This is a genomic window from Trichodesmium erythraeum IMS101, from assembly GCF_000014265.1.
Lineage (GTDB): Bacteria > Cyanobacteriota > Cyanobacteriia > Cyanobacteriales > Microcoleaceae > Trichodesmium > Trichodesmium erythraeum.
Genome location: NC_008312.1, coordinates 2,756,856 through 2,781,767 on the forward strand (window position 1 = coordinate 2,756,856; position 24,912 = coordinate 2,781,767).

Annotated in this window: 17 protein-coding genes; 10 read left to right on the forward strand and 7 right to left on the reverse strand. The window is 33.6% G+C overall.

The annotated features are described in order from the left end of the window. Positions 1-1,136 precede the first annotated feature (1,136 nt). Positions 1,137-1,925 (forward strand): alpha/beta fold hydrolase, encoded by a 789-nt coding sequence (locus tag TERY_RS08450; RefSeq protein WP_011611439.1) that lies wholly within the window; start codon positions 1,137-1,139, stop codon positions 1,923-1,925. Positions 1,926-1,956: 31 nt separating this feature from the next. Here TERY_RS08450 and TERY_RS08455 read toward each other — a convergent pair whose 3' ends face one another. The 3 genes from TERY_RS08455 to TERY_RS08465 all read right to left on the reverse strand — a co-directional run bounded on the left by TERY_RS08455 (position 1,957) and on the right by TERY_RS08465 (position 4,010). Beyond that, positions 1,957-2,409 carry a DUF2996 domain-containing protein gene (locus TERY_RS08455; protein ID WP_011611440.1) on the reverse strand — a complete coding sequence of 151 codons (453 nt, stop codon included), beginning with the start codon at positions 2,407-2,409 and terminating at the stop codon, positions 1,957-1,959. A gap of 14 nt (positions 2,410-2,423) precedes the next feature. Next, a complete protein-coding gene (locus tag TERY_RS08460; protein WP_011611441.1) occupies positions 2,424-3,314 on the reverse strand; it encodes a hypothetical protein in 891 nt (296 codons plus the stop codon). Positions 3,315-3,500: 186 nt separating this feature from the next. Beyond that, positions 3,501-4,010: a hypothetical protein gene (locus TERY_RS08465; RefSeq protein ID WP_011611442.1), complete on the reverse strand. Its 510-nt coding sequence runs from the start codon at positions 4,008-4,010 to the stop codon at positions 3,501-3,503. Positions 4,011-4,401: 391 nt separating this feature from the next. Between TERY_RS08465 and TERY_RS08470 the strand changes: the two genes are divergently transcribed. The 3 genes from TERY_RS08470 to tatC all read left to right on the forward strand — a co-directional run bounded on the left by TERY_RS08470 (position 4,402) and on the right by tatC (position 7,778). Next, positions 4,402-5,400, forward strand: a complete 999-nt coding sequence (locus tag TERY_RS08470) for an NAD(P)H-dependent glycerol-3-phosphate dehydrogenase (protein WP_011611443.1) — start codon at positions 4,402-4,404, stop codon at positions 5,398-5,400. Positions 5,401-6,501: 1,101 nt separating this feature from the next. Continuing rightward, positions 6,502-6,645 (forward strand): hypothetical protein, encoded by a 144-nt coding sequence (locus TERY_RS32730; RefSeq protein WP_155994368.1) that lies wholly within the window; start codon positions 6,502-6,504, stop codon positions 6,643-6,645. A 275-nt stretch (positions 6,646-6,920) separates the two neighbouring features. Beyond that, a complete protein-coding gene (gene tatC, locus TERY_RS08475) occupies positions 6,921-7,778 on the forward strand; it encodes a twin-arginine translocase subunit TatC (RefSeq protein ID WP_011611444.1) in 858 nt (285 codons plus the stop codon). A gap of 930 nt (positions 7,779-8,708) precedes the next feature. Here the strand turns inward: tatC and TERY_RS08480 are convergent. The 3 genes from TERY_RS08480 to TERY_RS08495 all read right to left on the reverse strand — a co-directional run bounded on the left by TERY_RS08480 (position 8,709) and on the right by TERY_RS08495 (position 14,908). Beyond that, the gene (locus tag TERY_RS08480; RefSeq protein ID WP_011611445.1) at positions 8,709-9,839 is read right to left on the reverse strand and encodes an AAA-like domain-containing protein; all 1,131 of its coding nucleotides are present in this window, start codon (positions 9,837-9,839) and stop codon (positions 8,709-8,711) included. Positions 9,840-10,849: 1,010 nt separating this feature from the next. Then, positions 10,850-12,385 carry an AAA-like domain-containing protein gene (locus TERY_RS08485; RefSeq protein WP_011611446.1) on the reverse strand — a complete coding sequence of 512 codons (1,536 nt, stop codon included), beginning with the start codon at positions 12,383-12,385 and terminating at the stop codon, positions 10,850-10,852. A gap of 1,212 nt (positions 12,386-13,597) precedes the next feature. After that, entirely contained in the window at positions 13,598-14,908 is a 1,311-nt protein-coding gene (locus TERY_RS08495) for a D-alanyl-D-alanine carboxypeptidase (protein WP_011611447.1), read from the reverse strand. A gap of 573 nt (positions 14,909-15,481) precedes the next feature. Between TERY_RS08495 and plsX the strand changes: the two genes are divergently transcribed. The 5 genes from plsX to TERY_RS08520 all read left to right on the forward strand — a co-directional run bounded on the left by plsX (position 15,482) and on the right by TERY_RS08520 (position 19,979). Continuing rightward, on the forward strand, positions 15,482-16,504 hold the full coding sequence (gene plsX, locus TERY_RS08500) for a phosphate acyltransferase PlsX (protein WP_011611448.1): 1,023 nt from the start codon (positions 15,482-15,484) through the stop codon (positions 16,502-16,504). A 417-nt stretch (positions 16,505-16,921) separates the two neighbouring features. Next, entirely contained in the window at positions 16,922-17,911 is a 990-nt protein-coding gene (locus TERY_RS08505; RefSeq protein WP_011611449.1) for a beta-ketoacyl-ACP synthase III, read from the forward strand. Between the two features lie 809 nt (positions 17,912-18,720). Beyond that, positions 18,721-18,873 (forward strand): hypothetical protein, encoded by a 153-nt coding sequence (locus TERY_RS32735; protein ID WP_155994369.1) that lies wholly within the window; start codon positions 18,721-18,723, stop codon positions 18,871-18,873. Between the two features lie 141 nt (positions 18,874-19,014). Beyond that, a complete protein-coding gene (locus TERY_RS08515; RefSeq protein ID WP_011611451.1) occupies positions 19,015-19,650 on the forward strand; it encodes a 1-acylglycerol-3-phosphate O-acyltransferase in 636 nt (211 codons plus the stop codon). Between the two features lie 20 nt (positions 19,651-19,670). Continuing rightward, positions 19,671-19,979 (forward strand): DUF2288 family protein, encoded by a 309-nt coding sequence (locus TERY_RS08520; protein WP_011611452.1) that lies wholly within the window; start codon positions 19,671-19,673, stop codon positions 19,977-19,979. Here the strand turns inward: TERY_RS08520 and TERY_RS08525 are convergent. Next, positions 19,976-20,551, reverse strand: a complete 576-nt coding sequence (locus TERY_RS08525) for an ElyC/SanA/YdcF family protein (protein ID WP_011611453.1) — start codon at positions 20,549-20,551, stop codon at positions 19,976-19,978. The two genes, TERY_RS08520 and TERY_RS08525, sit on opposite strands and share 4 nt — an antisense overlap. Positions 20,552-21,970: 1,419 nt before the next feature. Here TERY_RS08525 and TERY_RS08530 point away from each other — a divergent pair. Further along, the gene (locus tag TERY_RS08530; RefSeq protein WP_011611454.1) at positions 21,971-24,904 is read left to right on the forward strand and encodes an alpha/beta fold hydrolase; all 2,934 of its coding nucleotides are present in this window, start codon (positions 21,971-21,973) and stop codon (positions 24,902-24,904) included. Positions 24,905-24,912 lie beyond the last annotated feature (8 nt).

The window sequence follows — 24,912 nt, forward strand, 5'->3', positions numbered from 1 at the left end:
AAAAAGCATTTCTTCCAATAGACAATACAACTAATGCAAGCTCAGAAAATATTGGGGATTTTTTGCTGAAGGTACTACCTCTATGGTAAAGCACTAAACGCAAAGCAAAAGTCAAAAATACAAATGTCAAAAATAATCAAATCATTTATGACTTAGTTTGATAATTTAGAAATATCCGTGCCCTTTGCTTATATTATGATAGTATTTATTACTCCTAATTTTATTAGGTAATTTTTGATTTCAGGATTTGCTCATTGTTTTTATGGGAGTGCTAGTCTCAAATTTGGCAATATTATCAGTAGTTTTTTGGTTTATTATGGTGAGCAGTTAGTTTATTAAAGAATACTCTTAAAAATTGTTAAGTTTTTTTAATTATTCACAACCTTTGTTTAATCAATCATCGATAGGACCCTACAGTAGTTGATAAATCCTCTAATATTATGTTTTATTCATTTGGGGTAATAAGTTCACACCGTCGGAATATCAAAATAAATATGCTAAATACCTAGTTAATTATATAATATCAAACCTGGTAGTTTTAATATAAAAAAAGTATATTTCATTCGTTTAAAGTATTAAGTGTCCTACTATGGTAACATTCACCTTCCATAAACCCAGTAATTTCTCGTAATACTCTATTTGAATCGGAGATTTATTCTAAATTATTATGTAAGCTAATAAATTACTAACTTGTTGGCAAAAATCTATGTTTATTCCTTGAATATGTGTGATTTTTAGAAGTTTGGCTTATATTTTTATTTTAGGGAATAACAAAAAAAATTACCCTTACTTATGTAGAAATTGAATGATTAAATAATTAAATAATTTGATTTTTTTGTTGATTATATTAACTAAAAGATTACTACTTCTTAAATAAGAAGATTATGTCGGGTAACATCGTTTGCATATAAAATAAAGTCATAATTGTCAAAAACTATTTGGCATTTATACCTTTTTCCCTCTGGCTTTCTTATACTAAAGTTAAATATTCAAAGGGATATGATATAATTGATAAATTCAAAAAAAAACAATAAAAGTCTCAATCTTGAGTATAAATTGAATAATAACTTACTTAGATATATCAACTGTTAGTTATTAATTTATCAATCATTACTAATTTATATCTGTATTTAATCATGCAAGTGGCAAGTGGTAAAATTAGTTTTTTAAGACCAACTCCCTTTCAACCAGAATTACCTCTGTTTGTTTTCCTATGTGCTATGGATGGTACAGGTAAATTGTTGCGATCGCAAATCTCTAGCTTATCAACTGGTTTCGATATTCGATGTCTGAGTATCCCACAAAATGATTTATCGACTTGGGAACAATTATCAGAGAAAACAATAAACCTAATTAAAATTGAACAAAAAGCAGCACCTAAAAGACCTGTTTATTTATGTGGAGAATCATTTGGAGGGTGTTTAGCACTAAAAGTTGCCTTAAATACTCCTGAATTATTGGACAAACTAATTTTAGTTAATTCAGCCACTTCATTTAGCCAACAACCTATAGTAAAATATGGATCATATCTCACCCAATATCTACCAAGCTATTTATATCAATTATCTGTAACAGCAACTCTACCCTTTTTAGGCGCTTTAGGTCGAATAAGACCAGAGGAGTGTCAAGCACTACTCAAAGCTATGCAGTCAGTTTCTCAGAAAACAGCTATCTGGCGGTTTGAACTAATGCGCTCATTCCAGGTCAAGAAAAATCAACTAAAAAATTTCCCAAAATCTACATTAATTATTGCCAGCGCTGCAGACAGACTTTTACCTTCAATATCACAAGCTAAGTTTTTAGTCAAATATTTGCCCAAAGCTGAAATGGTTATTCTCCCAAATAGTGGTCACGCCTGCTTACTAGAAGCAGACGTAGACCTTTATAAAATTATTCGAGACCAATGGGGCAGTAATTTGGTTTAACTAGGAACAGATAGAGTATCTGCTGAAATATTTAGTTTAAACTCAGCCACTTTTGAGCATTTAAACGTTGAGTTACACCGAACACCAATAACTTCAGAGTAATTTTACGTTCATCAATTAAAAAAGGTTCTAAGGTAGCCGGTTTAGATCCATTATCAGCACAAGAGAAAGCTCTAGGGCCTTTAATATCCTTTTTGGGAAAATAGATATTGAACTGACGCTGGCCTTTTTTAAACTTACCCACAACTTGCCAACATTCTTCAGATGAACTAAAGCCTATCATAGGTAATTTTTCCTTGACTAGGCTGAGATCAAGATCATCAATACCTTGCTCAAGAAGAGCTTTTTGTAAAGCTGGCAAATAATCTTGCTGCACAAACTCAGCAAAAGGCTTACTTTCGACAGCAGGGGGCTTTTCTGGTTTGACCTTACCTCCTGCAGGCTTAGTTTCAGTTTTTTTAGCTTTTTGTTGTTCTTCTGGCATAAATGCTTCCTTGCTTAAATTTCTGCATAAGCTCGTTCTACTAGACGACGAGCCAGGGTTTGAACTCCTGTATGTTCATAATAATTGGTACTCATATCTAAGAATGCAGCCAAATAGTCCAATTTATCATCGCTAAATTCTACGAAACCTTGCAAGCTATTGGCCACGTTTCCTGGTGTAATACCCCGATCACTGACAAAATCTCCCATCCAACTAGAAACAGAACCAAAAGCTTCCCCAATAAAACCTAACTTACTATCTTTATCATCCCCTGGAATAGCTTCTTCAATTCCCCGGAAGCCTTCGTTTTCTTCTAAGTCCGAGGTAGAAAGTCCTTCTATCCAGTTAGCGGCGGAATGTAGGAAATCTGGCCCTAAAGGAATTAAACCATCAAAACAAATTAAGGCTGCTAAACGCATTAAAGATTCTCCACTATAATCTCCTAGAGCGCCGACAAAATCACCAATACTATCTCCGGGAATGCCATTGATGGAACAAAAACCTAATAGTTCTGCAACTATTTTGAGAGATAAATCAATAGTTTGGGCTTTTCCTGGTTTAGGAGTAAGGCTAGTTAACAAACCTCCGATCAGAGGTATTTTACCTCCAACCATATTAGCTAAAGAAGCGGTACCTAAAGCACGACCTGCTCCACTAACAGTTTGATAAAGCCATAAGGCCCGTTGATATCCTTGAGCTTTATCATTGAAGAGAATTACAGCTCGATCGCCTATTTGCTGAATTAGGTCTTCGTCATCTTCTCCTGTTACAGTGCGGATAGTATTTTCAAATCCTACCAAGTTATCCCACTCTCCTGGAACAATGAAGTCTAAAGCACGTAAAGCTTTAATTGTAATATTGTCACTGGGCAGTTCATCTACTAATTCAAAGATGGGCTTACTCATTTAAGGCTCCTTAATTTCAGTTATCGTTGATCAGTTATCAGTAACTCTGGCTAACACCGGAGGTTTTAAGTCTGAAATTTCCTTTTTTTATCCTCTTGGAAGGAGAGGTTGTTGACTTTTTTTTAAGGTAAAAGTTAAAAGTGAATAGAGGTAGACACTTTTTTTCGAGTGTTGGGATAGGATTTTTTATTTGAGACTAGCCAGACCTCTTAGGTTAAATTTTTTTAGCCATGCTTCGCGATCATTTGCAGTAAATGAGGGGTCTTTTGATTGAGCTTTTACCTGAAAACGGTTATCTACTAATACTGCAGTAGTTTTTGTACCTTGCTCAACTGCTGGATATCCTCCTATTTTTTGGCTACTATTTTGGAATTTTTTGGCAGCAGTGGAGGAAGCAGAAATATCATTGATAGACATAACTGCTACTTCTTTACCATCTTTTTTCAGACTTGCTTGAGCAAAACCTTTCTTCTCTTGAGCATAGTTTAGTTTATATCCACCACTTGATGATGGGAAGTACTTGTTTAGACTACCACCTGATACTTGTTTGGCTTTAGAAGGACGTTCTGTTTTGCTTTGTTGTTGGGCCTGGTCAAAACGACTAGGTTGTTTAGCTCCACCACAAGCAGATGTAAACAATAATAAGCAGAGCAATATTGGAGCTAGTAACTTCCGGGCATCACGGCTGAGTATCATTTTTATTTCTCCTCAATTTTTTAGATGTCTCCTACCAATTTTTTCTTAAAATTGTGCAATTTGTGTTTACTTAATTTTTTCTGATAACTTAAGAAATTATATCTATTAACGGTATACTCAATTCAGTTAAGTAGGCCTTGCAGAATTCATTATACATACTTTCAAGCATAAAAGTATATATTCTCTGTTATTTGGAAATATATAATAGTCATTAATTTTCCCTAGCCACTTAGTCAGTTATCAGTTATGAGTATTCCTGTAATAGAGATGCAAAAAAATAGGAAATCTTTTTATTTCTTAAGAAAAATTAAACCTTTTTTTATACCAAATTTAAAAAAGATAGTTACAGTATTTGGCATCAAAACTCAGGAATAGGTAAAATCAATAAATTATGGTAGGTAAAATATCTCAAGCTGATAAAAGAAAGGAAGTTATTAGAACTCTAGAATCTGCTTATCCAATATCAACTGAAAAAGCAAATTTAGCAATTCTAGGTGTAGGTGCATGGGGTTCTGCTTTAGCAGGATTAGTAAGTCATAATCAACATAAAATATCTTTATGGTCTCGTAACTTAAATATCAGTTTAGAACAGGTAATAAAAGATGTTGATATGATAGTTTCGGCAATTTCTATGAAAGGAGTTAATGAAACTATTGAGAAAATTCAAAAGATTGGTTTACCAAAAAAAGTAATTATTATTACTGCTACAAAAGGATTAGATCCAGAAACAACTTGTACTCCTTCTCAGATTTGGGAAGCTAATTTTCCAAATAATCCTGTGGTAGTTTTATCCGGTCCTAATTTATCAAAAGAAATTGATGATAAATTACCAGCAGCAACAGTAGTTGCTAGTAAAAATATAGAAGCAGTAACGGCGGTACAAAATATTTTTGCTTCTGGTTTATTTCGAGTTTATAGTAGTTCCGATCCAATAGGTACAGAGTTAGGTGGAACTTTAAAAAATGTCATTGCTATTGCTAGTGGAGTTTGTGATGGTTTGGAACTTGGTACTAATGCTAAATCAGCTTTATTAACTCGTGCTTTGACAGAAATTATTCGTATTGGTACTCATTTAGGCGGAAAAACTGAAACCTTTTTTGGGTTATCTGGTTTGGGAGATATGTTGGCAACTTGTAGTAGTTCTTTGAGTAGAAATTATCGGGTTGGTTATGGTTTGGCGCAGGGAAAAAATTTGGAGGAAATTTTAGAGGAATTACCTGGTACTGCTGAAGGTGTTAATACTACAAATGTTTTGATTAATATTGCGAATAGAGAGGAAATTTCTCTGCCTATTTCTAGTCAAGTTTTTTTATTGTTGAACGGTAAAATTACTCTAGAAGAAGCTGTGGAAGCTCTAATGGGAAGAGATTTAAAATCAGAGTTTTATTGATTTTTAGATTACTCTTGAAAAAAAAGCCCAAACTATTGCAGATTAGTAATTAGTTTTTAGTTTTAATTGTTTGATTAAACAAATATTTGTGATATAAAGTAGGAAAAATTTCTCACATCCTAATTATCTTTGTGGGAAAATTTAGTTTTTTTTCCTGATGCTGAATTTTTTTCAGGACTTGTCTAAAGCCCGAACAAAGTGAAACTTAACCCTAAGATTAAAAAAGAGTAAAAAAGAGTAAAAATTAGCAAGCCATTGACAGTAAGAATTGAGAGTAAGACAGGAAAAATTTCAAGTATTGCAGATGAGTAATTGGTTTTTAGTTTTAATTGTTTGATTAAACAAATATTTGTGATAGAAAGTAGGAAAAATTTCTCACATCCTAATTATCTTTGTGGGAAAATTTAGTTTTTTTTCCTGATGCTGAATTTTTTTCAGGACTTGTCTAAAGCCCGAACAAAGTGAAACTTAACCCTAAGATTAAAAAAGAGTAAAAAAGAGTAAAAATTAGCAAGCCATTGATAGTAAGAATTGAGAGTAAGACAGGAAAAATTTCAAGTATTGCAGATGAGTAATTGGTTTTTAGTTTTAATTGTTTGATTAAACAAATATTTGTGATATAAAGTAGGAAAAATTTCTCACATCCTAATTATCTTTGTGGGAAAATTTAGTTTTTTTTCCTGATGCTGAATTTTTTTCAGGACTTGTCTAAAGCCCGAACAAAGTGAAACTTAACCCTAAGATTAAAAAAGAGTAAAAAAGAGTAAAAATTAGCAAGCCATTGACAGTAAGAATTGAGAGTAAGACAGGAAAAATTTCAAGTATTGCAGATGAGTAATTGGTTTTTAGTTTTAATTGTTTGATTAAACAAATATTTGTGATAGAAAGTAGGAAAAATTTCTCACATCCTAATTATCTTTGTGGGAAAATTTAGTTTTTTTTCCTGATGCTGAATTTTTTTCAGGACTTGTCTAAAGCCCGAACAAAGTGAAACTTAACCCTAAGATTAAAAAAGAGTAAAAAAGAGTAAAAATTAGCAGGCCATTGACAGTAAGAATTGAGAGTAAGACAGGAAAAATTTGTGGTCGCTGGGGATATCTAATGTCAATAGTACTAGGGTTATACGAAGTGGCGATCGCTTCAACCGACTCAGTACTTGCTTTCAACGGCTCCAAGACATCAATGTGTTGTAAAGCCTTACTATTTCAGCTTCGTGGTATATATAATTATCATAGCTTTCCTTAACAAAAATAGTTGGAGCACTTACCGAGTAGTCTTGTCTTTACGTTAATTACTTTTCTCATAAAATAGAGGTATCGGCTTTACGCTACTGTGAAAAATCAGAAGTTTATATGTATAATTAATCTGAAATATCAAATAAATATGATTAAAAATTTAGGTCAATAGCTTCTCCTTTTAAGGTTTGGGAAAAAAAATGTTCACCATACCTATTCTAAGCCTTTGGCTTCAGTAGGAGATAATAAAAACTAATAATTAATAACTGATAACTAATAATTAAAATGACACTTCCAGAGGACTTAAATAAGAATAGTTTAGCACCTACACCTACAGGTCTAAAAAATCCAGAAATTAGCTCTGATAAAGTGGAGGATATTACTTCCCCAGACTTAGAAGATCCCCGGAATTCGGAAGCAGATGATAATCTTGACAAAGTTCCTGATGAAGTTGAAATGTCGATATTTGAGCATCTCGAAGAGTTACGAATGCGGATATTCTCTTCTTTAATAGGAGCAATAGTAGGTATCTTATGTTGTTTCATTTTTGTTAAACCCATTGTCAAATTTCTAGAAGTTCCAGCTCAAGGAGTGAAATTTATCCAACTCGCTCCAGGAGAATACTTTTTTGTCACTATTAAAGTTGCTGCTTATGGGGGTCTTCTCTTAGCAAGTCCCTTTATACTTTATCAAATAATTAAATTTGTTCTCCCTGGTTTAACGACTAGAGAAAGAAGATTTCTCGGACCAATTTTCTTAGGTTCTACAGTCTTATTTGGACTGGGGTTAGTATTTGCTTATTTTGCAATTGTACCAGCAGCTTTAAAGTTTTTTATTGGTTATGGTTTAGAAGCGGTAGAGCAAGCATGGTCAATTGAAAAATACTTTGAATTTGTATTACTATTAATGTTTAGTACGGCATTAGCATTTCAAGTTCCAATTCTACAATTATTATTAGGTATTGTGGGAATAGTTAATTCTCAACAAATGTTATCCAGTTGGAAATATGTATTGTTAGGATCTGTAGTTTTAGGAGCTGTTTTAACTCCTTCTACTGACCCTTTGACTCAAAGTCTATTAGGTGGAGCTGTAGTTGCTCTTTATCTTGCAGGTACTTTTGTTGTTAAGTTAATTGGCAAATAAAAAATACTGCTAATACTTTAGTAAAAGCAGTAAAAGTTGATAGTTTTTGCTCTATAAGTTCTCAGACAATACACAAAATTAACTTAAATATTGTCATGCTTAATCATTTATAATTACAGCCTTATATTAAATTAGGTTATGCCAATGATTTAGCGATAAGTATTGTTATATTATTCATTTTTTGAGCTATTTTAAGATTTTAAACTAATCTTTTGGCTCAAATTTATGATATGAAATAGTAGTTAGTCTTGCTCTAGAAAGGGTAGTTTTGCTATAAAGTTAATTAGGGGATAAAGAATGTTTAGTCTATTGAATAAGTAGTTCATTTGTTAGTTAAAAAAATCTTAGAAAAATGTCTAGAAAAACCGAAAAAAAATTAATCAAACAGTACCTTTATTTAAGCCTTGATATTATCTATTTGGGAAAGATATATTGTGAGGATAATTATGGAGAATAAGTAGTTAAAATTAACCTGTAAAAATATTTATGAACTCAACGGTTGAAAAACTTAAAATAACAGAAAGACTCTAGAGCACGAGCGATGAAAAATTAGATTACAATATAGAGGGTAAATTTGGGTAAGGAAAAAAAAGACTTAGTTTTGAGAAAGTAATGACTATGCTTACTGAAACTTCCTATGACTGCGATAGAAAGACCTGACCCAGTGCGATTATAATCACTTTTTTTAGTAATTAATCTTTTTACCCTCTTAAAAGAGGCTTTTTCTCTTTTTTTTTACTTTTTTGCAGTTTTTTTAATCATTTAAATTTACAGTTGAATGAATGACAATAATAAAAAAATTATCATAACTTTTCTTTGAATAAAGAAATCAATTATTGTCAGATTTATTCAGGAAATCCTAGTTATATTTGAATAATAATTAAGACAACTAGAGATAAACATTACTATATCAATTTTTTAGTCTGCTTTTCAGCCCTTGAGGTTATTAAGTTCTTCTTTTATCCAATCTTGATTAAATATCCTTTTATAGATCTTATTAAATACTTCTAAGCGCCCATCTTTTTTCACAACTAATCCTGACAATGTCAATTTTTGGTAAACATAATCATCTTTTGACTCAATACTGCCTTCATTTAATATCCTTTCATATAAATTTAATAAAAGGTGTACTTGCTGTTCTTCTCTCAGACGGTTTCTAATAGTTCTTAAATGTTCAGGATCGTCTTTTTCTTCACTTAATCCATTTTCAATTATTTTTTCTTGTACTAAATTATCAAGTTTTATTTTTTCTCTTTTTTCTAGAGAAAAATTCAAACCAGATTTTGCCACTAACTCACATACTTTTTGTGTTAAAAAAGGCTGTCCACTAGTCCAATCAAGAATCCATTGTATAACTAACTCTGGTTCAAAAGCAACATTTTTTAATCCTGCTGCTAAATTAGAACATTCATGACTTTTAAAACCTTCTAATTTAATAGTTTTACACTGAATACTAAAAAGACTATTACCATAATTTTTAATTAAATCAGATGGTGTAGCAACTCCTAATAAACAAAAAGTAAGCCTTCTGTCTTCTTGTCTATTAGAATAAATTTTGTATTCAGAATAGCCTCGAATTAAGTCAAAAAAGTTATCTCTCCAAGTGAACTTAAACAACTCATCAATTTCATCAACAAAAATTATAATTTTTATTCTTTTATTAGATGACAAAACTTTTTTGAAAAATTCTGTTAAATCATTACATCCAATTTCTCTGTTTTGAGCAATAGCTATATAATTTCTAATATCAAGAGTTTTGTCTATGTTAGTCTCTAAACATTTATGACCTATCTTTCTCATAAGAGCTTTATAAAAATTTGATTCATCTTTAGGTTGCTCTTGAAGACTATAGTCAATACATAAAATATCTTTGTTTTCTTTCAATTTTTCTTTAATATTAACTATTAGAGAACTTTTTCCCATTTGTCTAGAGTTAAATACATAAGAAAATCGACCATTTTTTAATGATTTTAGTAAATCTTCATCAGCTTTTCTAGATATATAAACCTCTCGCTTGTTAAAAGGAATAGTTCCACCAATGTGATAGAAATTTTCTGTCATTATTTATGTTCGGCTTAGTTGGAATTTAAAAGCTAGAGAAAAATAGTCAAGGTAATTTTTGAGTAGTTAAACTCTAAGTTTAATGTGATTATGTTTATGTTTATTAGTGATGTGTGTCACTGAATATTAAACCCAGTTGTGAAAATCAAAACCAAGTTCGTTTAGGTAAAAAGCAGCAGGCAATAGACAACAGTATTTTATAGCAGTTTTCATGCTAGGTAGAATATGTAGGGAAAAAGCTTCAACCCCCAGGTGATGACCACAAACATACCACAAGAATTTTTTTGAAAAGAATAAGGTCAATTATAGCTTCTATTATTATTAATAATTGTCAATAGTTGATCTAATAGAACTATTTGTAGTGGGAAAATTTAAAATGTTCAAAATTTTACTCTGTAAGGCTTTCCAGATTTTAATCCTTAAAAGTACTATAAACTTTAACTGATAATAATTTTAGATATTTTTATGGCTTAATTCCCAACAACTTTAATCAATATTTTTACTGATAATTTCCATAATTCTTATTAGGGAAAAGTTTAAATGGTTAGTCTAAGATACTGACCAAATTTGGGTTAAACCGTTTGGCTTTGGCGAAGCAAGTTCGGCAGCTATATTGCTTCTTGCCATTATCAGCCATAGTCTTTAACTAGAGCTACTTATTCAACTTCATAAGTTATGGTTAATAGCTAGATAATATGCCACTAAGAATATTCCATAACATCCCGAATGACTTGATCAAGCTTTTCATTCCTTCTGATGAAATATACTCGTTTTAACTCAAAACTTTTCCCGTTTATTTGATGCCTGCTCATTTCTAGTTACATATAGCAAAGTGCGCTGGTGTATTTACAATTTTTGTTATAAGAATTGACTTTAGAAGCTTTGGACCATAAATATGCCAGAGCTCACTGCTATACATATATATAACTTAATCCTATTTTATCCTAGAAACTGGTGGCGTAGGTGGTTTAAGTCCTAACTATTTTTGTCTTTTTTTGTAACAAAGCCCTCTATTGCAAAATACTAACAAAATAATCACGATATAAACGACAACGAGGTTTAACCTTGTTATTATTCTGAATAATTAAACCTGCATTCTGTAAATGAAAATTTGACATTGGCGAATCTAACTTAACATAATCTTGACTATTAACTATTTTTCTTAAGTCATCTGTTAATTTAGCATCATTAACAATGTTGTAAAGTTGCATCAAATAATCTTTATAAATGCTCTCATTTGTAGTTGCTTTTGCTAAGATATTATCTAAAGATTTTCCTTCAATTGCGACATGATACAAAGTTAGTCTTACTAAATATGGATGTCCTCCGATAAAAGACATTAACTTTTCAAGTTGTTTAACTCCCCAGTCTAATTGATGCTTATCTGATAATTCCTTAATTTCTTGATAACTAAAATCACCTAAATTCCAACCTTCTCCTAAATTAAATAAAGGAGAGCTATTAATATTTGACTTGGGATAATTAGATGTTGAATAAATTAAAATTAATACCAAATTTATCCACTTATGATCATTTTTGGCTTTGTTATCATGCCAACATCGTAACATGCTCGCAAATTCATTAAAATTGGAATATTCAAATATTTTATGGAAATTATCAAAGCTCAAAAAAATAGGCTGATTAATCTCAGACAATATGTGTTTTTCAACAAAGAACGTACAATCATAAACACTTTCTATGGCTTTTCCCCATTCTTTAAGTATCTCTTCTGCATTCAAACCTAACTGTTGACAAAGTTCACGACAAAACCAATCATAAGTTTCAAATTTTTCTTTTTGGAAAGAACTAAAATGTTCTGCTAAATCAATATCAACTACTTTAGCCTTATTATTTGTAACTAATTTATTATTTAATAGCCTATTCTTGAAAGATGTTTTACCCCTCAAATGAGGACCTTTAATCCGAATTAATATAGCTTCCTTTCCTGCATTTTCAATCTTACTCAAACATTGATTTTCTAAATAACAATTTTGGTTATAATATCGATATTGATAGTAGGGAGAATAAGTTGGAATAGAACCTCCTGGGTAGGGAATACGCCCTAATAATTCAAACCTGGCTCTAGCTGCAGAAGAAATCCTATATTGCTTATATTCAACGAAATATTTCATGACAATGAATAAATCTTCTTCTATATTTCTTGTGCTTTTAACCCTAAATTTATCACATATAGCTCGTAAATGCTTACTAAGTAAAGCTTTGCTTTTACCAGATGAAGATTTTCGGAAATAATATAAATCTTCCACCTCTAATTTGAGTTTTTTGAGCTTTTTAATTTGATTATCATTTTTGTCTTTTTGAGCTTTTATTTTATCAATTTTTATATTGATCTGTTCGACTATATCTTTAGGGTTATTATACTTATATACATTGAGATATTCATATACATTTAAATTGAACCAAACTGTTTCATCTGTTCTGATCTCCTCATTTGTTTTACCATCTAATATTCTATTTAAAATTCTTTTGAGAATAGGAGTTAACTCTTCCTGTTCAATGCGTTCAAACTGGTCCCTGCTTAACATTACTTACTCTCTCCATATATTTACCAGAAAATAAGATTTCATACCAAGTTTAGTTTGGTATGATGCATCAAAAAAGTTTAGGAATGAGCAGATGATAAACCTCTGCGGAAACTAAGTTTTTATCCAGTTAGTTGAAGAGTTTGAGATTAATTATCCCAGAGGTCTTTCCAGAGGGCTCATAAGCCTATCCCACTAATAAATTTAGATTAATTCAAATATTTATGATAGTAGTATAATTACTACATATGCTGTGTTACGCCCAAAATTCATTAAAGCAATCAGCAATATACTCTTATCGTAAGACCCACCGTCAATATTTGCATTGAAACCAACCAAAGCATCGCTTTTGTTAAAAACGTGGTAAGGAAATTTTGATTGGTCGTTCTCTTTTTCTGTTTACCTTAAAAACTATTTTTGGCAGTTATGGTTTTATGGTTAAGCCAAAGGAGAATTACTAGTTAATAGTAGATAAATATAGCTATTGGTGGTAACCACTTTGAATCTCTTTCTAGATATTAGATGTGGGCCAGTACTGACTTTGATTATCTATCATGTTTAGTATTTATTCTCTTTCATTGCTATTGTCTGCTTTGGTAAAGTTAGCTAGGCAATACATTGTCTTCTGTTAAAGTATGGATCTAAGTTCTTAACTGGAAAGATGCCATATCTGGTAGCATCCTTTGTCTTAAAAATTCAGTGACAAGTGACAATTGAAAGAAACCCTTCTACCTCCAAAATTTTAGACCCTGTCTTCTTTCAACCCAAGTATAAGTACTCCACCAGACATGAGATAACCTAGCATTAACAGAAACTAAACAATAGGAATTACTAAAAATGGCTATAATTTTTCTTGATCTATGACTCTGGACAGGTCTGATAGCTTGATTTAGTAATGTGACAAATACCAAGAAAATAATTATAAAAGCTTCCGTTACTGGGGCAGACATTCAGTCTGTGCTAGGAATTTAACTTTTGATTTCTCCTCTTAAGTGGGGTAATGGAAGGAGATTGACTTCTAACTTCATATGTATTAAAGCTCTTGTGAATTAAGTCCACAAAATAGCTAAAATCCAAAACAAGTCCCGGTTTAAGGGTTCTTTTGAGCATAAAAATCATGAAAGCTTTATAGTGTAAGCTTTTAAGAATTTTCAGTTCTCTCACAACTAACAGAAATATTATATCACTGTTCTTGACTCCAAACTTTTATCAAATTTAATTTATCGAAAAAAAATGATTTCTCTTACTATCTCCTAAACCTAAGCGATCGCCATTAATCTTAGGAGTAATGGCTCTAGGTGATATTGTTGATCCCCACCTATTAACTAATTGTTGTAAAAACTTATCTTGTTCTGCTCGTGTTTCCTGCCAGTAAGGGCTGCGGTTCACTATCGTAAACCAAACTAAACCCTGTTCCCGGGTTGGAAAAACTCCCGCTAAAGCAATAACATCATTCAAAGTACCAGTCTTCACCACTGTTCCTTGGGGAATAGTTCTTGACTGATCGGTTAAAGTTCCTGTATCGTACCCAGATACCGGAAATAGATCAGCAATAACCCACTGAGAAGTTTGTAAATGCCGTTGAATAGCTATGAACATTGCAGTGACAGCTCTTGGGGAAATTTTATTCCCTAACCCCAACCCAGAACCATTAACTAATTGTATTTCAGCTTCCGGTACTCCAGCACCCCAAGCAGCTTTTTGTTGTACAACTTTTGCTCCTCCCAAACTTTTCGCCAATGTCTGAGCTAAATTATTCTTACTTTCTACATTCATTGTTTTAAGAATATATATTAGGGGTAATGACTTGTGTCTAATCATGGGCTTTGTTTGAGATACAGATTTTTGGGATATAACAGAACCAGCAATTACTACTGTTGGCTTTGGTGTTCCTCGTGGCATTCGGTTATAGATACTTTTGACATTTCTTGACCAAGTTGCTGAATTTATACCTTCTTGTAAAAACTTACCAGCTAACACATGGTTATACTGGTTATTCATCCAAAAATTACCTACTATAACTAAATTGCCCCTAACTTGATTAATGCCCAATTTTTGTATAGCGTTACCTAGGGCGATCGCTTCTTCCCAGACAAAATAGGGGTCACTACCTCCATTAATAACTAAATCTCCTCGTAAGATGCCATTGGTAATTGGACCAGTAATACTAATCAAGGTTTCAAACTGATGTTGCGCTCCCCAAGTTTCAAGTGCAGCTAAAGATGTAGCAATTTTAGTTAAAGAAGCACTGGGAATGAGAGTTGTACCTTCGTGGCTATTGAGGGGTCTTAGTTCTGACTGGATCCAAATACCCTGAGTATTAGGAGTTAGTAGTCCTTTTGTTTTTAAGCCTTCTAAGTATTCATCTACTTTTAAAGTTAATGTTTCATCTGAATTTTCAGGGGAAATTAGTTCAGGTATACCTGCTTGCCATTTGAGTATAGCTACAGTATTTTGGCCGATAGTTTGCATTCCTGCCATCTCTAACCACAGATGTATTACTCCGTAGCTGAACAATTCCCACATAACTCAATCCAATCTTTTCAAAACTGTTGTATTTTAACAAACTTCATTGATACTAACTCTCTTAAGGGGATGAAAAAAAATATTTGATTCAATATTTCCAGCCGGACGTTGAAGGTGTTCGGTACTATTTCCTGATGGGATATGAAAAGCCTAGTTATAATCATTGAAATGGTCATAAGAATGGCCATTTTAGTGATCATACTTATGTCCCAGATTTGGCTTCTACTCTTTTGGCAGAAAATTAATGATTCAGAAGCTAGTTTAATCGTTTAATCAAAAAAAACTTGTTAATCACTATTTCTTCATGGACAATAGTTAAGGATCAAATTTTTGTTAATAATTAACTTGAGCTGACCTATCCTTGTTAGTTAAAATACTTAGTAGAGTATGATTAACGTAAATATACTTACGCAGTTACACAGTCTATGTTTTGACAGAGAATATTTTTCTTTGATGAATTATCTTAATGTCATATCAAACAAATCTATGTATCAAAGTAATTTTTCTCAAGACAAAAAGGAATAAGTAATCAATTAGCTGATAGAATTCTAAAGGTTTATCTAACTTTGATAAATGGGAACAATACCTACAAAAATCGCAATTGACGCTATGGGTGGGGACTATGCCCCATCAGAAATTGTTGAGGGAGCAATCAAGGCCCAAGAAGCTTATGGTGTCAAAGTCTTACTAGCTGGCGACCCTCAGCAAATTAAAGCCTCTATGAATCATAGATTAAGTCAACCTCTGCCAGAGATAGTTCCTGCTGAGGATATAGTGGAAATGCACGAAGAACCTTTGATGGCTGTTAGGCGCAAGCCCAAAGCATCAATTAACATCGCTATGAAGTTAGTAAAGGATAAACAAGCAGATGCTGTAGTTTCCGCAGGTAATTCAGGAGCAGCAATGGCCTCTGCTTTGCTTCGTTTGGGAAGAATACCAGGAATTGATCGTCCTGCAATTGGGGCAGTCTTACCTACTATGATTCCGAAAAAACCAGTTCTGATCCTTGATGTGGGAGCAAATGTGGACTGTCGCCCAAAATATTTAGACCAGTTTGCAGTGATGGGGACAATTTACAGTGAATCTGTTCTAGCCACTGATGAGCCAAAAGTGGGACTACTTAATATTGGGGAAGAACCATCAAAAGGAAATGATTTAGCAGTTAGGACTTACCAAATACTACAAGAAAATAATCAAATTAAATTCATCGGTAATGCAGAAGGTCGTGATGTTCTGTCTGGTAAGTTTGATGTGATAGTTTGTGATGGTTTTGCTGGTAATATTTTATTAAAGTTTGCGGAGGCAGTTGGTGATGCTGTGCTGCAAATGATGAGGGAAGAATTGACGCCTGGTCTTAGTGGGAAAATAGGTACGGCAATATTACGACCTAATTTAAAAAACATGAAACAAAGAATAGATCATGTAGAACATGGAGGAGGATTATTATTAGGGGTTGGAGGAATTTGTATTATTAGCCATGGTTCTTCTAAAGCACAATCTATATCTAACGCAGTTCGTTCTGCAAAAGAAGCTGTTGAAAATAGAGTCTTGGAACGAATTAATTCCAAGTATTTACTTGAAGTTGAAAATCAATAGTTAGTAATTAATAATTCCTCATTTTTAACGAATTCAAAAATTATAACTTTTTGGAAGCTATAATGAGGATTTAGTAAACTTAAATATGAATTTTTTTGATGATAAAAATTTAGTTTGAAAAAGCTTTGAGAAGCATTGAATACAAATAGTAAAGTTGACAGTAAGAAGTGAAAATTATACATATTGAGAAGTAAGTGAAAAAAATTACATCATAAAAATTTAGCAAAACCTAGAGATTGATAATTTGTGGTAGTGGTAAATAAATAATTATTTTTCTAGTCTACCTCGCTTAAAATTAAAGGGCTTTAGCAACTAATATCAAGAAAAGTTTAGGAATGTCGAAAGTTGTAGATTAAGTCTACATTGATATGAATAATAAACAATACTAGAAAATTAATAATAATTAAAAACAGATAGATGACAAATATAGGCGTTTCTATAATTGGAAGTGGTTCTGCAATACCAAAAACATCTCTAGATAATCAACAATTATCCCAAATAGTAGAGACTTCTGACGAATGGATCATTTCTCGCACTGGAATTAATAAGCGACAGCTAGTAGATACAACAGAATCATTATGTAGCCTTGCTACTCAAGCATCTCTAGCAGCTCTTAACCAAGCAAATATTACTCCTAAAGATATTGACCTAATTATTCTGGCTACATCTACTCCTGATGACTTATTTGGTACTGCATGTAAAATTCAATGGGAGTTGGGCGCACAGAAAGCAGTTGCTTTTGACATAACTGTGGCTTGTTCTGGTTTTCTCTTTGCTCTGGTTACAGGAGCGCAATTTATTCGTAATGGAGTTTATCAAAATGTTTTGTTAATTGGGGCAGATATTCTCTCGCGTTGGGTAGACTGGGAAGACCGACGGACTTGTGTTTTATTTGGAGATGGGGCAGGGGCAGTACTTTTACAAGCTTCAGAAAGCGATCGCCTGCTGGGTTTTGAACTTGGTAGTGATGGTAGTCAAAATAGCTGTTTAAGTCTTTCTTACCAACCCCAAGAAAAGAGAATAATTGAGGGAGTAACTGTTAGTCAAGGTACTTATCAACCAATAGCTATGAATGGTAAAGAAGTCTATCGTTTTGTAGTACAAAAAGTACCGGAAGCTATAGAAAAAGCTTTATTAAAAGCTAATATTGATATTGATAAACTTGACTGGTTGCTATTACACCAAGCTAACCAAAGAATCCTTGATGCTGTTGCTAATAGATTGAATATTCCACCAGAAAAAGTTATTAGTAATCTACGAAATTATGGCAATACTTCTGCTGCTTCTATACCGCTAGCTTTAGATGAAGTTGTTAGGGAAGGACTTGTTAAATCAGGAGACATTATTGCTGCTTCTGGCTTTGGGGCTGGATTAAGTTGGGGTGCAGTAATTTTTCAATGGAACTGATAGGATTAATATCAAGATTTTCATCTTGCTTTTTACTTTATTCAAAATTTATACCAAAAAAATTTCTCTGAAATATCGTCCATAAGTGGGCGAATTTTTTGTTTTTTTTTCAATAAATATGTAATAGTAAATGTTAATAGTGTAAAACTAAAATTATCAAGACAAAATTTTAAGTATGGCATATATTAAACACCAGGAAAAAAATACTGAAAGCACAAAAGAAGGGCATTTTTGTGTCTGTATTATTGAGAATAATAGTCTAGTAAAGAAAGTGAAAAAAATAAGTTAGGAGAAAAAAATCAACTAATTTTGAAGGATAAAAGCTTTTTATTTCTCAAGCTAAAGAGAATGAATAAAAAGAATGGTTATCAAAAGTTTCAGTTGTATGATTGCAGCAATATTTGAGAGATTTAAACCAAGTCGATCAAAATTTATTGACTTTGTACGGGCTCCCTTTTTTAAGGTCCTTGGGTAAGGGAAAAAGTAGACATATTTTAAATCCAAAACTCACGCCCCAGGAAATCACCGGCTAACTTCTAGTTTAGTTTACTTACCAGAGTATTTAAGTATATCAAGAAAAACCATATTTAGCAAAGATTGGAAAGTTTTAGATGTTTGGGTATTGACCATTCTTCAGTAACAGTAATTAAAAATTCAGCTAACAGATATTTTTTGAATTTTGTAGTAGAAATACAGTCAGAAACTTTATCTAAAAATGATAATTCAATTGGAATAAATTTAGGACTTAAAACTTTTGCAAGAGTAGGAAGTTTGATAAAAAGCTAGACCTCTCAAGCACAAGAATAGGAATGTTTAAACTCTGGTGGCTAACAGCAATGGTCGTGGAAAATACAGTAATAAAAATATTAATTGTTCCTTGGGCAAAAGGAGATAAAAAAACGGAGGTGGAGGTAAAGGTAACTCACCCTCACCAAGAATCTGTGAAACTTCAACCTACATAGGAGCTACGACTTTGTCGTTTCTGTGCGCTGGCGCAGCCGAGGAGGATCTCAACTAATTCCTAAAAACATGAACATAATTATTTAGTTAAGTAATACTAGAAGAGCTAAAAAGTTAATCATTGAAAATTTGTATAAAACCCTGTGACTAGAAACCGTGAACCACTTAAGAATTTGCTTCTTTATCGCTTATTAAAATGGTCAGTAATAGTTCCTATACTGCATTTTTATTTTCGCAATAATATTTATGGTGCTGAAAATGTTCCACAACAAGGACCTTTACTCATAGTTAGTAACCATGCTAGCGATCTAGACCCCCCAATTTTATCTGTTTGTGTCAGAAGACCTGTTGCTTATATGGCAAAAGAGGAATTATTTAATATACCTATTTTGAAGGAGGTAATTACTTTATATGGTGCTTATCCTGTAAAAAGGGGAGCGGCAGATAGAAGTGCTATTCGTGCTGCTATGAATAGTTTAGCAGAGGGATGGGCTGCGGGTATCTTTCTACAGGGAACTAGAACTCCTGATGGTAAAATAACAGAACCAAAGTTGGGCGCTGCTTTAATTGCTGCAAAGGCAAAAGTACCATTGTTACCAGTTTGTGTTTGGGGTACTCATGCAGTGAAACGTCAAGGTCTAATAGCTAATGCTGTACCAGTAACTGTCAGGATAGCAGAGGTGATACCTCCTCCTGAGTCAACTAAAAAAGAAGAATTAGAACGGGTTAGTCTCAAGTGTGCGGATATAATTAACAAAATGCATGATTTGGGACGTTAATAAATTTAATTACAAAAAAAATGCAAGATATTAAAAAACAATTAGCTGAAAATTTGGATGTAGCTGAATGGAACTGGTTAGTACCTCATGTTAAACGTGATTCTGTGGTAATTATAGACCAAAAATTGGATTTGCTAGATGTGGGAGTGGCGATCGCTTCTGATCATAAGTCTTCTGTAGAAAATTGGATCAGCCAAGAACTTATTTATAAGCCAACAACAGAACAGTTATCGACGTGGAATAGCAATGATACTAAAAAGTTTAATGCTTTGATAGTACAACCTTTTGTTTTAGTCCAAGAATATGAGGAAACTCAAGAGGAAAACTAATGGAGAAGGTTGGCTCCTGTATAACCAGTAGTTAACCAAAGAATTCCTCTAATTCCATCTCGAATTGCTTTTTTTATGGGCTCGGGGGATCGCCCGGAGGGAACTGGTAGGGGCTTAAAAGCAATACCCCTACTACTCAAAACAATTTTGCCGATAACTATAGCGCGACGCATATGGTCATCGGAGGTAACTAAATAAACACTTGTAATACCTTGAGATTTTAGTTTATCTACTGTTGTTGTGAAATTAGTGACGGTATCTACGGCGTCATAGTCTAAATGTAAACGGGTTTGTGATATGCCAGCTTGGGAAAATAACCACTCTGCGTATTCTGGGTTACTGCCAGAAGATACCCAAATATCTAAGTTAGGATGTTGGCGGGCAAATTCGGCGGCAAATGCTTCTCTTTCTATGGCTCCACCAAGTACTAATAATGCTTGAGGAGGTTTAATGGTACCACTAATTTGTTGGTAACTAATCCAAAGAGTAGCTAAAAGTCCTAATAAAAACCACGAAATTAGAGAAATTTTTAATCTATGTAATTTCGTATTGGAAGTTACCCTCAAAACCATATGTTTTCAAATCAAAAACCACCTGTAGTTTTACAGATGGAAATAGCTTCAATATCAATATTCAAAAAGTACTATCTACCATCCGGAGTTAGAAGTGGGGAAGTAGGGAAATAGTGAGCAACATTCTATCAAAATCCCTACAGATGGAGACTTTCCATGGAACTGTCTGAGGTTGGAAGTGAGAATTATAGAGAGGGTAGTCGAATATATTTCTGCCTTGATTTTTTTGCATATTTATAGGTATAAAAAAACGACTTGAGTCAATATCAACTTATTTTTTGAGGTTTATTCAGTCAGCCTCTGATTTTTGGAGGAAAACTATGTTTTATAAATATCTTTCTTCAGATAAGACTTGACAAAAAATATAAATTGTGCATTTGGTGTTATATTAATTATATGATTGTTTTTCTACAGTAAATTTATTTCAAAATTGGTTTTTTTCTGCCAGGCCTAATTCTTTGCTCATTCTCTGTCCCTCCCGCCCGTTTCCAGATCCCTCTATTCAGAACAAGCCTTTAGGAGTCCCAGGGATAGGAAGATAGGGAGGTTGAGTTTTGACTTTTGAATTTTGATTTACGGGACTGGCGCGATTCGAACGCGCGACCTAGCGCTTCAGATTTGTGTGAGTTTCCCCACTCTCTGGACTATCCCTTCACCATAGCTTTTATAGCTTTAGGTGGTGGCCTAACGCTTCAGGAGAATTATCATTACTCCTTACAACTCTAGTCTCTGCACCTTCTTTACCTCATTAGGGGTAAAGCTTGGCTCAAGATTACCTTATCTTTGTAAATGACTTAGGCTTCCTTGAGTTTGACCACATTCACTCATGGAGTTTCCTCACATGGTGCCCGATACTTCAGGAGGCGCTTGCTCTATCCATCTGAGCCACAGCCCCATTGTAAAGCTATAGAAATCTATTAACTTTCAATATACAAAATAAAGATTAGCAGTTAAAATTGCTTTCTTATTTATTTATAATAAAATCTAGTTATAAAATTTGTTGTAATTTTAACATTAACTTAATTAACTACTTATATATCTGTATTTGCCTTTCAATAACTAACTATTGGACTGGGCTTCAGTTAACTTCTGATGTCTTAAATTAACAACTAATTTTATTTGTGCGTAATATCACTTAAAAAATAAAACGCTTGATAACTATAGCATGAATTTTGTGGGTTTGTCTATTATTATTAAAGTTTTTTTTCCCAAAAATGATTATTCTTTGATTCAGTCAATATTCTAGACTGGTTTCTGAATGACTAATTAATAATTTTTGGCCTGCTTGACTAAAAAATAAGGTCTCAAAATTGCTCTTTCAAAGTTCGGGGGAAAAAAATAAATTTCAGTATTTGGCTGCAGACTTCAGCTAGAGGTACTTACTAACTGTTAACTGATACTAAAATAACAAAACATTATATGCTCGGTTTCTTTTTGGTATTTGACTGCAAAAATTATCCTCCTCAAGGGGATGTTGTTTTTGTTCATGGTTTGGCTGGTCATCCTTGGGGTACATGGCATCCTCAAAATAAAAAGGATAAAGAAGATGTTGACTTTTTGCTGTGTTGGTTGGGTGAAGAACTACAAGCACATGGAATAGATGTTAATGTCTGGAGTTTTGGATATGATGCTCCTGGTTTTCAATATTTTGGTCAGGGAATGCCGCGTTTTGATCTGGCTAGTAATTTACTGGAGTATCTTCAGGTTTATGATATTGGCAAGACATCCACTAGTTTCCCCAAACGCCCATTGATATTTGTAACTCACAGTTTGGGTGGTTTGGTGGTGAAGGAGGTAATTCGTACAGCTCAAAGTTTTCCTGAGTATCTAGCTATTGTTAAACAGGTTAAAGGAATTGTATTTTTGTCTACTCCACACACGGGAACTCATTTGGCTAATTTAATTGATCACGTCGGTTTTTTGACTAGACCTACAGTGAATGTTGAAGAGTTAAAAGAACATTCCCCTCAACTGCGAGATCTTAATGAATGGTATCGACAAAATGTTGGCAAGTTGGAAATTAAAACTAAGGTTTTTTATGAAACAAAGTCTCTGAATGGGGTTTTGGTTGTGAATGAGGATAGCGCTAACCCTGGTATTCACGATGTTAAACCTATTGCTGTTTCAGCAGAAGACCACAACTCTATTGCTAAACCTGGAAAAAATGATTTGGTTTATCTTTCGGTGAGAAAGTTTTGTCAAGATATTTTTGCTTTAGAGGAAAGCACTTCTTCTCAATATCTTCACCAAAAATACTATATTCCTGGGGAGGCTAGCTTAGAGAATAAAGTTTTTGTAGGTAGGGAAAAAGAATTAGCTGATGTCGACAAGTTACTCAAAAATTATCAGCGGGTTTCTATTGTTTCTGTTTCTGGAATGGGTGGTGTTGGTAAAACAGAACTTTGCCGCCGATATGCTTATGCTCATAAGTCTGCTTACCCTGGAGGTATTTGTTGGTTGGAAGCGCCGACAGAAAATGCAGGTATTCAGATACTTAGGTTTGCTCAGAATAATTTCCAGCTTGTTTTCTCTTCAGATCAAGATTTACCGGAAAGGTTGCGCTACTGTTGGCAAAAGTGGTCTGAGGGGAATACTTTGCTGATCTATAATGATGTAACTGACTACAATACTCAGGCCAAGCCTTTTTTACCTCCGGACTTGTCTCGGTTTCGGGTGTTGCTGACCACTCGTAAAAGTTTTGGCTCGGCATTTCCGGAGTTGCGTCTCGATGTGTTAAAGCCTTTGGCGGGGATGAAGTTGTTAAGGTCTATTTTGGGTAGAAAGAGACTTTTGCTAGAACCTAGGAAGGCTAGAGAACTGCTGATTTTTTTGGGTTATTTACCTTTGGGAATTGAATTGGTGGGGCGATATTTGGATGAGTATTGGCAGAGTTTGAATAGGGATGGTTTGGCTTTGACAAAAATGCTTAAGCGTTTAGAAAGAAAGAGTCTGGAACATCAGGCTATGTCATCTAATGAGTTAATTAATTATCCTTATGGTGTGGCGGAGGCGATCGCTTTGAGTTGGGAGATGTTGGATGAAAATACTCAGGAAATTGGGTTGAAGTTAGGTTTATATGCTTTGGCACCTATTCGTTTGTGGTGGGATGGGATAGAAGATGATGAAGAGTTGGAAGGTTGGGAAATTGCTCTTGGGAATTTGGAAAATCTGCATTTACTGAAGAGTGTTGAGCCTGGTGTTTATATTTTGCATTCTCTAGTGCGAGAGTTTTTGCAGATGAAGTTGAAAGAATATCCAAGGGCAGATGAGTTAAAGCGGGGTATTTGTCAGGTAGTGGCAGAGGCGGCTAGGAATATTCCTGATAACATTACAGTGGAGCAAGTTAAGGAAGTTGAGGTTGATATTCCTCATATTACGGAAGTGGCGGCAGTTTTGACTGAGTATTTGAGTGATGATGATTTGATTTCTCCTTTTAATGGACTAGGTCGGTTCTATCTAGGTCAAGCATTGTACTCACAGGCACAACTTTGGTTAGAGACAGGTAAAGAAATAGCAGAAAAACGGCTAGACAAAGATAATGCTGACATTGGGAATATCTACAACAGTCTGGCTTTATTATATAAGTCTCAAGGAAAATACGAAGCTGCAGAACCTTTGTACCTACAAGCTATTGAAACCGCAAAAATAGCCCTCCCTGAAAATCATCCATCTATTGCCACAGGCCTCAACAACCTGGCAAATTTATATTATTCTCAAGGAAAATACGAAGCAGCAGAACCATTGTACCTACAAGCTCTTGAAATCAAAAAAATAGCCCTCCCTGAAAATCATCCACAACGTGCCAGCGGCCTCAACAACCTGGCAGGTTTATATTATTCTCAAGGAAAATACGAAGCAGCAGAACCATTGTACCTACAAGCTCTTGAAATCGACAAAATAGCCCTCCCTGAAAATCATCCACAGTTTGCCACTCACCTCAACAACCTGGCAAAATTATATAGATCTCAAGGAAAATACGAAGCTGCAGAACCATTGTACCTACAAGCTCTTGAAATCGACAAAATAGCCCTCCCTGAAAATCATCCACAGTTTGCCACTCACCTCAACAACCTGGCAAAATTATATAGATCTCAAGGAAAATACGAAGCTGCAGAACCATTGTACCTACAAGCTCTTGAAATCAACAAAATAGCCCTCCCTGAAAATCATCCAGATATTGCCACTGACCTCAACAACCTGGCTTTATTATATGAGTCTCAGGGAAAATACGAAGCTGCAGAACCTTTGTACCTACAAGCACTGAAGATATTAAAACAATCATTAGGAGAAGAACATCCTAATACTCAAACAGTTCAGAAAAACTATCAAAATTTCTTAAATGAGAAAAAATGAATCAAAAC

Coding starts and splice junctions, on each gene's coding strand:
- TERY_RS08450 (WP_011611439.1), top strand. CDS start 1,137: ATGCAAGTGGCAAGTGGTAAAATTAGTTTTTTAAGACCAACTCCCTTT.
- TERY_RS08455 (WP_011611440.1), bottom strand. CDS start 2,409: ATGCCAGAAGAACAACAAAAAGCTAAAAAAACTGAAACTAAGCCTGCA.
- TERY_RS08460 (WP_011611441.1), bottom strand. CDS start 3,314: ATGAGTAAGCCCATCTTTGAATTAGTAGATGAACTGCCCAGTGACAAT.
- TERY_RS08465 (WP_011611442.1), bottom strand. CDS start 4,010: ATGATACTCAGCCGTGATGCCCGGAAGTTACTAGCTCCAATATTGCTC.
- TERY_RS08470 (WP_011611443.1), top strand. CDS start 4,402: ATGGTAGGTAAAATATCTCAAGCTGATAAAAGAAAGGAAGTTATTAGA.
- TERY_RS32730 (WP_155994368.1), top strand. CDS start 6,502: ATGTCAATAGTACTAGGGTTATACGAAGTGGCGATCGCTTCAACCGAC.
- tatC (WP_011611444.1), top strand. CDS start 6,921: ATGACACTTCCAGAGGACTTAAATAAGAATAGTTTAGCACCTACACCT.
- TERY_RS08480 (WP_011611445.1), bottom strand. CDS start 9,839: ATGACAGAAAATTTCTATCACATTGGTGGAACTATTCCTTTTAACAAG.
- TERY_RS08485 (WP_011611446.1), bottom strand. CDS start 12,385: ATGTTAAGCAGGGACCAGTTTGAACGCATTGAACAGGAAGAGTTAACT.
- TERY_RS08495 (WP_011611447.1), bottom strand. CDS start 14,908: ATGTGGGAATTGTTCAGCTACGGAGTAATACATCTGTGGTTAGAGATG.
- plsX (WP_011611448.1), top strand. CDS start 15,482: ATGGGAACAATACCTACAAAAATCGCAATTGACGCTATGGGTGGGGAC.
- TERY_RS08505 (WP_011611449.1), top strand. CDS start 16,922: ATGACAAATATAGGCGTTTCTATAATTGGAAGTGGTTCTGCAATACCA.
- TERY_RS32735 (WP_155994369.1), top strand. CDS start 18,721: ATGTTTAAACTCTGGTGGCTAACAGCAATGGTCGTGGAAAATACAGTA.
- TERY_RS08520 (WP_011611452.1), top strand. CDS start 19,671: ATGCAAGATATTAAAAAACAATTAGCTGAAAATTTGGATGTAGCTGAA.
- TERY_RS08525 (WP_011611453.1), bottom strand. CDS start 20,551: ATGGTTTTGAGGGTAACTTCCAATACGAAATTACATAGATTAAAAATT.
- TERY_RS08530 (WP_011611454.1), top strand. CDS start 21,971: ATGCTCGGTTTCTTTTTGGTATTTGACTGCAAAAATTATCCTCCTCAA.